This is a genomic window from Pseudoalteromonas sp. MMG024 (assembly GCF_021654175.1).
Lineage (GTDB): Bacteria > Pseudomonadota > Gammaproteobacteria > Enterobacterales > Alteromonadaceae > Pseudoalteromonas.
On record NZ_JAKFZO010000006.1, the window covers coordinates 137196 to 150492 of the forward strand.

General features: G+C 39.4%; 13 protein-coding genes. 4 read left to right on the forward strand and 9 right to left on the reverse strand.

Going from position 1 to position 13297, the window contains the following annotated elements; genetic code table 11:
* Positions 1-44 precede the first annotated feature (44 nt).
* The 4 genes from L1068_RS07550 to bfr (L1068_RS07565) form a co-directional block, all read right to left on the reverse strand.
* Positions 45-422, reverse strand: coding sequence for a cytochrome b562 (locus tag L1068_RS07550; protein WP_237129735.1), 378 nt, complete (start codon positions 420-422; stop codon positions 45-47).
* Positions 423-721: 299 nt separating this feature from the next.
* Positions 722-2962: an acyl-CoA dehydrogenase gene (locus tag L1068_RS07555; RefSeq protein ID WP_237129736.1), complete on the reverse strand. Its 2241-nt coding sequence runs from the start codon at positions 2960-2962 to the stop codon at positions 722-724.
* Between the two features lie 270 nt (positions 2963-3232).
* A complete protein-coding gene (bfr, locus tag L1068_RS07560) occupies positions 3233-3715 on the reverse strand; it encodes a bacterioferritin (RefSeq protein ID WP_237129737.1) in 483 nt (160 codons plus the stop codon).
* Positions 3716-3718: 3 nt separating this feature from the next.
* Positions 3719-4189: a bacterioferritin gene (bfr, locus tag L1068_RS07565; RefSeq protein ID WP_054979786.1), complete on the reverse strand. Its 471-nt coding sequence runs from the start codon at positions 4187-4189 to the stop codon at positions 3719-3721.
* Between the two features lie 232 nt (positions 4190-4421).
* Between bfr (L1068_RS07565) and L1068_RS07570 the strand changes: the two genes are divergently transcribed.
* On the forward strand, positions 4422-4661 hold the full coding sequence (locus L1068_RS07570) for a hypothetical protein (protein WP_237129738.1): 240 nt from the start codon (positions 4422-4424) through the stop codon (positions 4659-4661).
* 57 nt (positions 4662-4718) lie between these two features.
* Here L1068_RS07570 and L1068_RS07575 read toward each other — a convergent pair whose 3' ends face one another.
* A complete protein-coding gene (locus L1068_RS07575) occupies positions 4719-5408 on the reverse strand; it encodes a diguanylate cyclase (RefSeq protein ID WP_237129739.1) in 690 nt (229 codons plus the stop codon).
* Between the two features lie 74 nt (positions 5409-5482).
* The gene (locus tag L1068_RS07580) at positions 5483-6889 is read right to left on the reverse strand and encodes a YdiU family protein (protein WP_237129740.1); all 1407 of its coding nucleotides are present in this window, start codon (positions 6887-6889) and stop codon (positions 5483-5485) included.
* A gap of 48 nt (positions 6890-6937) precedes the next feature.
* Between L1068_RS07580 and L1068_RS07585 the strand changes: the two genes are divergently transcribed.
* From L1068_RS07585 to L1068_RS07595, 3 genes are all read left to right on the forward strand, one after another.
* Positions 6938-7873: a hypothetical protein gene (locus L1068_RS07585; RefSeq protein ID WP_237129741.1), complete on the forward strand. Its 936-nt coding sequence runs from the start codon at positions 6938-6940 to the stop codon at positions 7871-7873.
* 2 nt (positions 7874-7875) lie between these two features.
* Complete coding sequence (locus L1068_RS07590; protein ID WP_237129742.1) at positions 7876-9048, forward strand: cation:proton antiporter; 1173 nt, start codon at positions 7876-7878, stop codon at positions 9046-9048.
* A gap of 125 nt (positions 9049-9173) precedes the next feature.
* Positions 9174-11450, forward strand: a complete 2277-nt coding sequence (locus L1068_RS07595; protein WP_237129743.1) for a S8 family serine peptidase — start codon at positions 9174-9176, stop codon at positions 11448-11450.
* Positions 11451-11512: 62 nt separating this feature from the next.
* On the opposite strand, the gene L1068_RS07600 is transcribed toward L1068_RS07595, so the two are convergent.
* The 3 genes from L1068_RS07600 to L1068_RS07610 all read right to left on the reverse strand — a co-directional run bounded on the left by L1068_RS07600 (position 11513) and on the right by L1068_RS07610 (position 13202).
* Positions 11513-12022, reverse strand: coding sequence for a hypothetical protein (locus tag L1068_RS07600; RefSeq protein ID WP_237129744.1), 510 nt, complete (start codon positions 12020-12022; stop codon positions 11513-11515).
* Positions 12023-12195: 173 nt separating this feature from the next.
* The gene (locus tag L1068_RS07605; protein ID WP_237129745.1) at positions 12196-12579 is read right to left on the reverse strand and encodes a YacL family protein; all 384 of its coding nucleotides are present in this window, start codon (positions 12577-12579) and stop codon (positions 12196-12198) included.
* A 182-nt stretch (positions 12580-12761) separates the two neighbouring features.
* Positions 12762-13202, reverse strand: a complete 441-nt coding sequence (locus L1068_RS07610) for a hypothetical protein (RefSeq protein ID WP_237129746.1) — start codon at positions 13200-13202, stop codon at positions 12762-12764.
* Between the last annotated feature and the right edge of the window lie 95 nt (positions 13203-13297).

The window sequence follows — 13297 nt, forward strand, 5'->3', positions numbered from 1 at the left end:
AAATTGAAAAGTGATTTATCAAGTCAAATTACAATTATTAACAGTTAGTTACCAAATAATAGCTGCCAGAAACTGGGCTCATGAATTTTGTGATATTGCTTGCGTAATTTATCAATTTTGGTCAATTGTTTTTTAGCAGTTGGCAAATCGTTTACGTTTTGCTTAATTAACGCAACGTGTTTAAGTACACGCTCGATTCCTTGGTTCGATGTCTCCGACTCACGGTTAAAGCCAATTTGTTGCGACTTACGTAAGGCCTTTTCAATATCAGTTAAATGAGTAAGCAACTCATCTGATGTTTGCGCTGTTTTGGCTTGTTTGTAACTTAGTGCCATTTCTTTCATCACTAACGCTAGCTCTGATTGTTCAGCTGAGAGTGAAAAACACATTATAAAAATCGATAAAAGGAAGGTTTTTTTCATACTGCTCTCTTGTTACCCAAATCGCTAAGTATTCTAGTTAATAGTGTCGTAATACTAATACCAATTCACTGAAGTAGCTGATCATCCTCGCGGAATAAATATCATGATAACGACGTAAGAATGTATCAATGTGGAACAACTACATAAGAAATATTCCGCCTTGGTATCATTTCATTTATCCAGCGCTATCCCTAGTCTCACACTTAACAGAATTGCTATTAAAAATCGCGCCTATTGTAACAAGAACATAAAAAAAGCCAATCACATGGATTGGCTTTGCAAGTACGTTAGGATTCTAATTAGCTAACTTGTTTTAGCTTTGCCTGTTCTGGCTTTAGCAAATTCATATCAAAATCGAATTCATCAACGCGTATTGCAAGCTCACGTTTTACGTTGTAATCGACTAGCATTTTATACTCGTCTGCCGTGATAACGTTTGCTACCAATGCATTATCGAGAGTTTCAGCGAAACGTACGCCGGCTTTGATTTCTCTCTTGCGTAGTGACTTTTTAATCTTAGCTAGCATATCTAAACACTCTAGTTTAGCTAGATACGCTTGCTGGTTAATGTCGTGTCCATCGCCACTTGAAGCATGTACTAAATGCGTTAATTGCTTTTTAAATTTGGTATTTAACTGGCACTGATGCGCAAGTTCTCTTACCAAATCATCATTGATACGCATTGTGCTTTCAGAGTACGTTACTGTAATTAGTCGCATAAACTTACGTGTTGCACCTGATGGGAAGTTTGCTAAGAAATCGCTTATTGCGTTTTCAGCTTGTGCAATGGCCCAACGTGTTGCGTAATGGAAGTACGGTGCTGCTTGTGCACGGTCTTCAACAGACACTTTTTGCTCGTAGTAACGAATTGATGCCATTGCTGCGTATAAATAACTCATTACATCACCTAAGCGCGCTGATAGTAGTTCAGCTTGCTTAAGTTTGCCGCCAAGTACAAGTAATGAAAAGTCTGCGTATACTGCAAGTTTTGCTGAAAGTCTATTTACCGCTTTTTCGTACTGACGCACTTCAGACAGTTTTGACTTCGCGCCTGCAGTAAATGGCAGTAAACCTTTAGTAAATGCACTTAAACTGTTACCAACACTGTAGCCAACTGTTTTTGTTAACAAGCCACGGAACGTAGCGTCTGCATTTTTTTCAGTACTGTGAATTGATTCAACCATGCTTTGTAGATGTGGGTGACAACGCATTACACCTTGACCAAAGATCATAAGGTTACGCGTAAGAATGTTTGCACCTTCTACTGTAATTGCAACTGGTTGACCAAGGTAACCTTGCGCTAAGGTATTTTGCGGACCACATTGAATTGCTTTACCGGCTTGAATATCCATTGCTGAATTTAGTACATCACGGCCAAGCTCTGTCATATGATACTTTGCAATTGCAGTTACAACTGATGGTTTTAAGCCTAAGCCCAAACCTTCTGTTGTTAATACACGCATTGCTTCTTGTAAGTACGTTTTGCCCGCAATATCAGCCAATTTTTCTTGAATACCTTCAAATAAGCCAATGCTTAAACCAAATTGCTCACGCACTGCTGCGTATTCTGACGCTGATTTAAGTGCTACGTGTGCAGTTGAACAACCTAATGCTGGTAATGAGATACCACGGCCCGCGCCCAGACAACTTACAAGCATTTGCCAACCGCGACCAATGTTCTTTTGACCACCAATGATAAATTCCATCGGTACAAAAACACTCTGACCACGTGTTGTACCATTGTAGAATTTAATGCCCATTGGGTTATGGCGATTACCCAGTTCAACACCTGGATGATCTTTTGGAATTAGCGCACAGGTAATGCCTAAATCTTCTTCGCCACCAAGTAGACCTTGTGGATCTTTTACTTTCACTGCAAGGCCAAGTACCGTTGCAATTGGTGCAAGCGTGATATAACGCTTATCCCACGTTAACTCTAAACCAAGTACCTGTTTGCCTTGGTATTCGCCCATAGTTACGATACCTTGGTCTGGAATACCGCCAGCATCAGAACCCGCTTCAGGGCTTGTTAGTGCAAAACATGGAATATCTTGGCCGATAGCTAATTTAGGCAAGTAGTGCTGACGCTGCTCTTCCGTACCATAGTGCATAAGTAGCTCACCCGGTCCAAGTGAGTTTGGTACCATAACCGTTACTGCAACAGCTGTACTTTTGGTAGCGATAGTCGCAACAATCGTTGAATTCGCATATGGGCTAAACTCTAAACCGCCATACTGTTTAGGAATAATCAGTGAAAAGAAACGATTTGATTTAATAAACTCAAGAATATTGTCAGGTAAATGATTTGAACTTTGGATCTCAGTTTCATCAATCATGTCTAACAATTGCGCTACTGGACCATCTAGGAATGCTTGCTCTTCATCGCTTAGTTTTGCTTCAGGCACTGCACGTAACGCATCAAAATCAGGCTTACCTTGATAGATAGAACCTTCCAACCAAACATCGCCTGCATCTAAGGCTTCTTGCTCTGTTACAGAGATACTTGGTAATACTTTTTTCAAACTTGTTCTTAAACTCATGGCTACTCATCCGACCAGATAATTTTTATACATTACGTCATAAAATTTTGTTTAGATCAATTACTCTAGTTAAAAAAATTAATAAATTTATTACATTTAACAACTATGCATTTGATTTAATTACACTTTTAAATATGCACACATGTACGCTGAAACGTTGTTTTGGAATGTTTTTGTGGGCTAAATATGCGCAGTAGAACAAAGCGCAGGCGGTAATTTAAACAAGAGTACGGAGTAGCTCGAAAATAAAAAAGGCCATAAAGGCCTTTTCTACGGGGTATCACTTTTCATTTGTGACTGAATATAATTTGGTAATCCAATCAGTTTAATTAAGTTCAGATGCTGCTCTAACCAATAGATATGATCCATTTCGGTATCATCTAGTAAGGTTTCGAGTATTTCGCGTGTTACATAGTCTTTTTCGTCTTCACATACTTTAATGATTTCGATAAGACTTTGCTGAACCATGTGCTCTGCTGCTAAATCATTTTCGAGCATTTCTTGCACGTTGCTGCCAACGTTAATTGGTTTACGTGACGCTGTATCCGGTGATCCTTCTAAAAATAGAATACGCTCAATCAATTTGTTGGCATGCTCTAGCTCTTCTTCATATTCGTGAGCTAATTGCTTGTGTAGCTTTTCAATGCCTAAATCTTCATAAATTTTACCGTGCGCCAAATACTGATCCATTGACGTTAATTCAAGTGTAAGCTGGCGGTTAAGTAAATCAATAATCTTCTGATTGCCTTTCATCACTTACTCCTCAATTTGGCTTTGTAGGTAATTTTCAATGCCGATGTTACCGATCAGTGAGAGCTGTGTTTCTAACCAATCAATATAATCTTCTTCATACTCTAGAATATCTTCGAGTAGTTCTCGGCTGACATAATCTTGTTTGTCTTCACACAATGCGATTGCTTGTTTTAATAAAGGAACTTGGTCCATTTGCATAGCGAGGTCACATTCAAGCATTTCAGTGGCGTTTTCGCCTATACGCAAACGCTCTAAATGCTGAAGGTTTGGTAAACCTTCTAAGAATAAAATGCGTTCAATTAAATCATCCGCTTGTTTCATGTCTTTAATTGATTTTTTATAGGCCTTTTCATTTAGTTCCTCTAGGCCCCAATTTTTAAACATACGTGCGTGTAAAAAAAACTGATTAATTGACGTTAATTCATGTGTAAGCACTTGATTTAACGTTACAAGTACGTCTTTATTTCCTTTCATTACGATTACTCTACGCGATACTAGATATAATAACTCTAGCGCATGTAAAATGATAAACAAGGGTTCTAAAAGACTGTTTTTATATTAAAAATTCAATAACCTAGCTAAAATGTTTAAGCAATTTTAAAGGCTATTGAAAATGATTGTTAATTGGTTTAGTAACCAAGTTTGAACTATGCAATTTTTAACAATGTACTAAACTTGGAATATTGAGTGATAAAGGTAAAGCGCTATGAAAATTGCATTTAATAAAGCCATTGCAGTTACATTATTGTTTGTTATCACAAGCACGCTTTTACTCAATATTCTTATGTCAGAATACACTGACTGGACTAAAAAATTGGCATGTTACGACAAATGTGAAACACTCGGGTTTGAGTCATGTGTGTTAAAAACGAGTAAAAGCGATATACATCAGCATCAATGCAACGGCATTAACAACAACGATATTATCGTGTTGGTACTAAACTAACCTGAAAACTAAAATGTATCGCTTCAAAAAGCTGGTTAATACAATCTCTAGATAAAATTAAATCAATTGGTCTTCAAGCTCAGTAAATAGGTTTTCTAATTCTGCTTTGTTGTACACAGAGCTTGCTGCGCAGCTGAATTTTAACGGCTGCCCAAGTAATTTGTCTTTGTTAATTGAAATTGCTTCAAAGCGTTTTTTTAGCGTTTCTACGTCACCTTGTTCAAGCCCTGGGCATACACAAATAAACTGCCCTGCTTGCCAATATGCAACAAGCTGTTCGCCACTTAGCTCTTTCGAAATATGGTATAAAATTTCAATTAAAACATGTTCAATAACGGTCTGACCAAGTAATGAGCGAATATTTTCAAGTCCTTCGATATCTACTAACAACACCCCTACTGGGTATTCTTTGTTTTCGTTTACTTGATTCAATATGCGTTGCACGGCACGTCTGTTAGGCAAATTTGTCATTGGGTCAATCATTGACAATTCTTCGGCATAAAGCGAAAACGCTTTTGTATCTTGCCAACGTCTGTAGGCATACGCCGAAAACCCTAACGACAACACACACAACGTAGGAATGACTTCCGCAATCCCCCTCACCCCTACTTCGTGGCTAATATGATGAAGCCAATCAATCACGTTGAACAACAGGAATAAAAAGTAACTCACGACAAATAACAAAATCAGCGCAATTAAGTCCCAAAACATACGCTTTCTTATTTGTTGTTTTATTACGTCTATCATAACTGCTCTCGGCTCTACTTAACTGCTAATCGGGTTTTCCTCAGAGTATAGCAGTGTGCAATGGGTTAACGTGGTTATGTGCCGCAAAACGTACGATAACTCGTATCAAAATGGTGGTTAGCGTGAAGTTCGTTAGCGCTTTGATTGTTTAATAATGCAAAATAATGCGAAATGGTTTGAGGTGCCTGCTCGGGACTAGTTACACACTTATCGAGCAAGGTTTCAATGTCGCTGTTGGAAAAATATGCATTTTGTGTAACATGACACATTCGTGGTATTAAGTCCAATTTTCGCTGTGATTGCCATAACTTAAACCATTCTGATTTAACAATATCGTAATCACCATGTATGTTTTTTTCAGAGATTACCAATTGACTAAACGTACCATTAAAATCTTTTTGTTCCTGTTCGAGATACTTCAATAATGCTTGCACAACTGGTTTTGATTGAGGTTCTTTAGGGTCAAGGGCGAGCTTTCCACACATTCGCTGATGGAAAAAGTCTTCATATTTTTGTGGAAACACATTCAATGCATTTGAAAGTAATGATATCGACTTGTCTTCATCTTGCGCAACGAGCCCAATGAGACTCTCGGCTAAGCGCGCAAGATTCCAGTGCATTATGCCCGGTTGATTACGGTACGCGTAACGCCCTTGCCTATCAATACTGCTAAACACTTGCTCAGGTTTATACACTCCCATAAATGCACATGGTCCAAAATCAATACTCTCGGCACTTAATAAAATATTATCGGTATTCATAACTCCGTGAATAAAGCCATTAGCCATCCAACTTGCGACTAGATCAGCTAATCGATCACTTACAACATCAAACAATGCAAGGTATGGATTTTCATGGTCGATAAGTTCTGGGTAAAGTTGCTTTATCGCGAAATCGGAAAGTGTTTTTAACACACCACTATCTTGATGCATCGCCGCGTATTGGAACGAGCCAATGCGTAAATGACTTTTTGCAACTCGGCATACCACTGCGGCTTGCTCAAGATCATCGCGCATAATTTTATCGTCGCCTGCAACCACGTACAGACTGCGCGTTGTATCAATACCCAGTTTATGCAGGTATTCACTTACAATATATTCTCGAAGTGCAGCTCTAAGGGTTGAGCGACCATCGCCACCGCGCGAGTATCGCGTTCGCCCACTGCCTTTAAGTTGCAAATCGTAATGTAACGTATTCTCTGCGCTCACTTGACCAAGCAAATGCGCACGACCATCACCAAGCTGAGGCGTTAAATTGCCAAATTGATGCCCCGCATAACCAAGTGCAAGAGGATTGCACGAATCAATAAAATCATTACCCGCTAAAATAGCTGGATTTTGTGCATTAAAACTCGTAGGCAAATTCAAACTTGAAGCCAACTTATCGTTAAACACGATAGTTTTGGGTTGTTCAAGTGGTTCGGGTTTAATCGATTGAAATAACGTGTCAGGTAGTTCACTATAGTGTTGAATTAAAGACATAAACGATCCCCAGAATAATTTAGCACCAACATGGAAAAGACGTGTGTAATGATTAAACCGTTATTCGACACTTTTGCTCAACTGCCTTATCAAATCGATTACGCACAACATCATTTTAATGTTGGAAATTATACACATTTAAGTAGGTTAACGCAGGCACAATTAGACGACTTAACGTTTTGTTTAAAGTACTTACAGAAAGTAGGCATAAAAAGCGAAAACAGTTTTAATCGTTTTCGTAATGAAATAGAAAAATTATTGCTATGGCTTTGGTTCAAACATAATTGCGGCTTGACGTCGATTAATAAACAGTTATTAACCACATATACATTATTTTGCCAATCCCCGGACACCACTTGGTGTACATTACAGCATAATGCGCGCTTTAAACTATGTAATGGCGAGCGACGTGTTAATGAAAACTGGCGCCCCTTTAAATCAGCGGTAATGAGTTATGAATCTCGCGCGTCTATGTTTACTGTGCTTAACCACTTCTGCGATGCCTTAACGCAAGCTGCTATTATTAAAGACAATCCGGTAAAAACACTTCGAAAAAGCGACCCAATTTTAAATAAAAAAAATAAGCCAATCACACAATCAAAAGCGATTGACGAACACATGTTGCGCGATGCGTTTGCGCGCTACAAAAACGACATTCATAAAATGCGCAACTTGTTCTTGCTTTACCTAGTTAAGAAAGCGCAATTGCCGCTGCAAGCATTTGCTCAACAAAACGCTGATTCAGGCCCACTGTTGGCCCACCTAGACCTTACCGAACAGGTACTTTATGTTTTTGATAATAATCAGTTAACCCCGCATCGTTTGTGTGACATCGGATTACAAATCGCGACATGTTACAAGCAGCTTCGTGGAAATGCGCTTACGGTAGATGCTCCCTTACTTCACAGAGAAAGGGGTAATGGCAGTTATGAAGTAAGGCAGTTGCGACGTTTAATCACCGCCATGGAAAAAGAGATTAGCTAGTTATGGAAAATGAATACGCAATTTTCGTCGCAATTACGGGCTTAGTTATCGTCTATTCGCTTTTTGCCAAACGCATTGGACAACTAAGCATCACAGGCCCAATGTTTATGCTGTTTTTTGGCTTTTGTTTTGCGTATTTTTTTAGCGCACCTAGCCACTTAGAATTTGATGTTTCTGCATTTCAAATTTATATCGAACTCACCTTGGCACTCATCTTATTTGGCGATGCGGCGAAAGCAAAGATATCGGTGTTAACGCACAGCTACGCCTATCCGCTTTTACTGTTACTCATAGCAATGCCGTTAACCTTTTTATTTGGCACCTATATCGGCACCACCTTGTTTCCTGATGAGCCATTTATCCATTTAGCTTTGTTAGCGATTATTTTAACACCAACAGACGCAGCGCTTAGCAGCAACTTTATCGACAATCAAAAAATTCCGGCGCAAACACGCGAGGCTGTAAACGTTGAAAGCGGATTAAATGATGGTTTAGCGGTCCCGGTATTTTTATTGCTTTTATATTCCGCGAGCAATCAACAAACCATAAACCTGACAAATACACTTACCATTGCAGTCAAAGAAATTGGCGTTGCGGTTATCGTTGCTATTGTTATTTCAATACTCGTCTTTAAGCTTGTGATATTTTCTGAAAAATACCGACTTTACAACAAACAAAATGAAGTATTCATTTGTGTTGCTATCGCTATTTTAATCTTTTTAGTTGCACAACTATTTGGCGGAAGTGGTTTTTTTGCCGCCTTCACCGCAGGCTTGTTGTTTGATTTTAAATTTAAAAAAGCGTTTAAACCTCAGCGACTCAGTAACGCCCGCGCCTTAGCTAACACTTGTGCACTCATAATCTGGTTTATTTTTGGTAACTTTGCCTTTAATTATTTGATTGATGGTGTGTCATTATTTGTTTTACTTTATTCATTATGCGCGTTAACTGTTATGCGCGTCATTCCCGTGTTGTTGTCCCTGTTATTTACGCAACTTAACCTTAAACAACGATTTTTACTGGCATGGTTTGGCCCTCGCGGTTTAGCGTCAGTTGTTTTTACATTGATTTTATTGCAGCAATTAGAGGGAGTCTCAGAACAATTAGTCGACATTGCTATTTTAACAATAATATTAAGTATCTTTCTTCATGGAATAAGCTCAAGAGTCAAGTAATTAAAGGTTTTTCAAACAATATACATTAACAATCGTTTACACTCGCAAATGTTAAATAGTTGTAACTGTATGTAACTCACTGTTACATTCCAAGTTCCTATAACGACAACAACCTGGGAACTATTATGACAAACAAACCTCTTAAGCTTTGTTCACTGGCAGCGGTAGCGCTTGCAGTAAACACCGCTGTAGCGACTGAAGCTGAAGGCTTATTAACACTAAACCTATCTGACCGTGCAGCTGTAAAATCACCTTTACCAAAGCGCTACATCATTAAATATAAAAACAATTCAGCGTTTATGAATTTTGCAAACTCAACAAATGTTCAGTTCGCAACTTCTGACCGTTTATCAAAAATGGGCGTTAATAACGCACAGTTCAATGCATCAATTAATGCAAATATTGCGCGCCTATCAGAATCGCAATTAAAGCAATTACAAAACGACCCTAACGTAGAATACATTGAAGAAGACTTACCACGCCGATTAATGGCACAAACACAGCCTTACGGCATTGCAATGGTACAAGCTGATCAGGTTAATGATTCAGTAGCATCAGCTGCAAATAATGGTAAAAAAATCTGTGTAATCGACTCAGGTTTAGACCTTCCACATGAAGATATGGGCACTAATGGCGGTACCGTAACTGGCACAAACAACAGTGGTACAGGTAATTGGTATCAAGAAGGTGGTCCTCACGGTACACACGTAGCGGGTACAATTGCAGCCATTGACAATGGTGTTGGTGTACGCGGTGTAATTGGTTCAGATCCATCACTTCATATTATTAAAGTATTCAATGCAAGCGGTTGGGGTTACTCATCTGATCTTGTTGCGGCAATGAATGAATGTAAAAACGCAGGCAGCGACGTTATTAACATGAGCCTTGGTGGCTCAGGTTCTAGCACGTCAGAGCGTAATGGTATTCAAGCAATTGCTGACGCTGGTTTATTACTAATCGCGGCTGCTGGTAACGATGGTAACCCATCAAATACTACTGATATTGAAAGCTTCCCTGCATCATATGATTCAGTAATGTCTGTAGCAGCGATTGACAGTGCAAAAGCACTGGCCGATTTCTCACAAAAGAACAGCCAAGTTGAGATTGCTGCACCGGGTGTAGATGTGTACTCAACTTACCCAGAAGGCACGGGGCAAGTTGTTTCGTTATCTGTTGGCAGCAATGCATACAGCGTTAACGCAATGGAAAACAGCGGCTCAGTTACTGCACCTCTTTATGATTTTGCTACAGGTGAATCTACTGATTCAGGCGCAAACGGTAAAGTATGTCTAATTCAGCGCGGTAACATCTCATTCCACGACAAAGTTAAAAACTGTCAAGATAGCGGCGGCGTTGGCGCGGTAATCTATAACAATGCAGCAGGTAGTTTCGGCGGTACGTTAGGCGATACAAACCAAACTTCAATTCCAGCTGTAACAGCTACCGATACTGACGGTGCAGCAATGCTGTCTCAAACTGGTCTATCAACAACAATTGAGATTGGTACTGGTAACTACGGCATGATGAGCGGTACTTCAATGGCATCACCACATGTAGCCGGTGTTGCAGCGCTAGTATGGAGCCATCACCCAAGTTGTAGCGCAGACGATATTCGTGGCGCATTAAATGCAACGGCTGAAGATTTAGGTGCAGCAGGTCGTGATGTGAAATTCGGTCACGGTTTAGTGCAAGCGAAAGACGCTATCGACTATTTACAAGCAAATGGTTGTTCGGGCGGTACAACACCACCTAACCCAGGTGAGAATGTACTTGTTAACGGTCAGACAGTATCAGGTATTAGTGCAAATACTAATGAAGAGATCCTGTACACATTTGAAGTTCCAGCAGGCGCTACCGACGTAACAGTATCAATGAGCGGTGGCTCTGGTGACGCTGATTTATATACGCAATTTAATGCAGCGCCAACTGACAGCAGTTATGAGTGTCGTCCATATAAATCTGGTAACAATGAAACATGTAATCTAACGCAGTCTGGCGGTACTTATTATGTCCGCTTGAAAGCTTACAGCAGCTTTAGCAATGTAAGCCTTACTGCAAGCTACACCGAAGGTAATGACGGTGGCACTGGTGAACTTACGCCAATTAACGATACCGTAAACGATGTATCAGTTTCACGTCGCAGCTGGCAGCGTTATACAATTGACCTAGCAGCTGGTTACACTGATTTTAATGTAACTATGTCTGGCGGTACTGGTGATGCGGACTTATATGTAACGCATGGTGCTCAATCAACAACAAATAGCTACGATTGTCGCCCATATGAAAGTGGTAACAACGAGTCTTGTTCATTCAGCACACCACAGGCAGGTACTTGGTACATTGATGTATACGGTTATCGCGCAGCAAGTGGTATTACACTAAACGTGCAAGCCAACCCATAAGCAACACAACATCTTAATCATTTGAAAGCGAGGAAAGTGGCTAGCCACTTTCCTTTTTTGTATTAATAAACCTCTTGCGGGCCATCAACCGCTACACATTTTTCATTTTTACACATGCCTTTTGGTTCAAATAGGTGCTGACAAATCCCCATTGTCCCCTCTAAAGCATGTTTGCTCTTTTCTAAGCGAATAAGTTCAGCTGTAAGTGCTTCAATCTCATCTTTATTGCTGGTTTTTGATGATAAAACTGCATAACCACTTGCGCCGCCACAAGGGTTAGAACCGGTTGACACGACATAACATTGTGCACTTGTATCACAACTTACGTCAGATTGCGCAAGCTCAATACGCTCTTTAAAACCTTCAAACGTTTTGCTATCCGTTTTTGCAATGCTAACCTTTTTATCCAAGTTTTTAAGCTTGTCTGATGTCTCTACTTTTTTAACGCTTTGCTGTGCTTGAGGCTTTAACTCTTGTTTTAATTCTTGTTTTACGTCGTTATTGCTATTAACTTCATTGTCACCACACGCAGTTAACATCAAAAGCGCTGATAGCGCGATTATTTTATTCATTGGAGCTACTCCTAATATTTAACCTCAAATATAAACTACACATTTGATTATAACCTCAATTTAAGCAAGCCTAAGTCTTTAATTCAGTAGAAATCACTCGCTAGGAATAATAAGTACTTTTATATTTTCAAGACTTTGATACGTCGTAATTTTGTATCTTACATTCAAGTTATTTAAACGCGATTATCCTTAAGAAAAAGATACCAGTCTTGTAGCAAAGACACAAAATCATCTAAGCCGCACTCACTTAGATCATTTGTTGTATCAACCGATAACATTTCTTGGTCAAACCGCTCTTGTTCAAAATCGCTAACGCCATGTTGGTTCACACGTACAGCAACTTCTCCATCGACAATCGACATCATCATCTCTTTACCTCGAAAATTTACATCATGGGTAAATGCGTTTGTTTTTTGATTAATTTCAACGAGTAAATCATTCACCGCGCTGCTACTAATGCCTGTTTCGTCAACAAGCCAACGGGCGATATTTGCTTGTTCATCGCTAATCAATAGTCGAAACCCATCGATCGGATCTTTGATAAACTGATATTCCACTACTTAAACTCTTAATACTAATTATGCTGCTAATTGTACGCGTTTGTTGTAACAACAACGACATCGATTTCGTGTTATTGCCAAATAAACACCTACCCTCGCAAAACCATTACTTAAACCGCACACCATTGTGTCGATTACAATCGATTTATTAACCAGTATGATGTGTTCTTTATGATTGTTTAAATAAAATATAAATAACTAATTGCAAAGCCCAAGGTCATAATACCGTGCGGTAACATCACATGAGGCCAAAACAAGCTTCTATAAAACAACGTTCTACCTAGCTTATTGTATTCACGACTCCAAGATGCATTTATTTGTAAACAATCAATCTCAGTAATTGTCCCGTTTAAGTACCCTTCTATCTCTGCAATACGTTGATAATTAGCGTTTTGAAATGTTTTCCAGTACCCTTCGATTAGCCAAAACAATAATGCCGCCATCGCCGCATACAACAACACATTGTACGTTTTGCTAAATGCCCCCGAGCTTAAAACAGCCATTGCCAATGAGACACTCCACGCCTTAATGGTTAGCGACTTAGCATCAAAGCTTTCTACACGTGCTTGTAAGTGAAAGTATTCCTTTTCTAAAAAAACGATTTTTTGTTCTTCTGTCACTTTGTGCTCCTTTTAAAAACAAGGCTCATCTTGCGGTTAGCACGGTTGTTTGTCTACTAAATTGTTCCATTCGTCCTGATTTCGCTGTTAAAGCC

What these genes read in the sequence shown, in the direction of transcription:
- L1068_RS07550 (WP_237129735.1), bottom strand. Translation starts at nt 422, where the DNA reads ATGAAAAAAACCTTCCTTTTATCGATTTTTATAATGTGTTTTTCACTC.
- L1068_RS07555 (WP_237129736.1), bottom strand. Translation starts at nt 2,962, where the DNA reads ATGAGTTTAAGAACAAGTTTGAAAAAAGTATTACCAAGTATCTCTGTA.
- bfr (WP_237129737.1), bottom strand. Translation starts at nt 3,715, where the DNA reads ATGAAAGGCAATCAGAAGATTATTGATTTACTTAACCGCCAGCTTACA.
- bfr (WP_054979786.1), bottom strand. Translation starts at nt 4,189, where the DNA reads ATGAAAGGAAATAAAGACGTACTTGTAACGTTAAATCAAGTGCTTACA.
- L1068_RS07570 (WP_237129738.1), top strand. Translation starts at nt 4,422, where the DNA reads ATGAAAATTGCATTTAATAAAGCCATTGCAGTTACATTATTGTTTGTT.
- L1068_RS07575 (WP_237129739.1), bottom strand. Translation starts at nt 5,408, where the DNA reads ATGATAGACGTAATAAAACAACAAATAAGAAAGCGTATGTTTTGGGAC.
- L1068_RS07580 (WP_237129740.1), bottom strand. Translation starts at nt 6,889, where the DNA reads ATGTCTTTAATTCAACACTATAGTGAACTACCTGACACGTTATTTCAA.
- L1068_RS07585 (WP_237129741.1), top strand. Translation starts at nt 6,938, where the DNA reads ATGATTAAACCGTTATTCGACACTTTTGCTCAACTGCCTTATCAAATC.
- L1068_RS07590 (WP_237129742.1), top strand. Translation starts at nt 7,876, where the DNA reads ATGGAAAATGAATACGCAATTTTCGTCGCAATTACGGGCTTAGTTATC.
- L1068_RS07595 (WP_237129743.1), top strand. Translation starts at nt 9,174, where the DNA reads ATGACAAACAAACCTCTTAAGCTTTGTTCACTGGCAGCGGTAGCGCTT.
- L1068_RS07600 (WP_237129744.1), bottom strand. Translation starts at nt 12,022, where the DNA reads ATGAATAAAATAATCGCGCTATCAGCGCTTTTGATGTTAACTGCGTGT.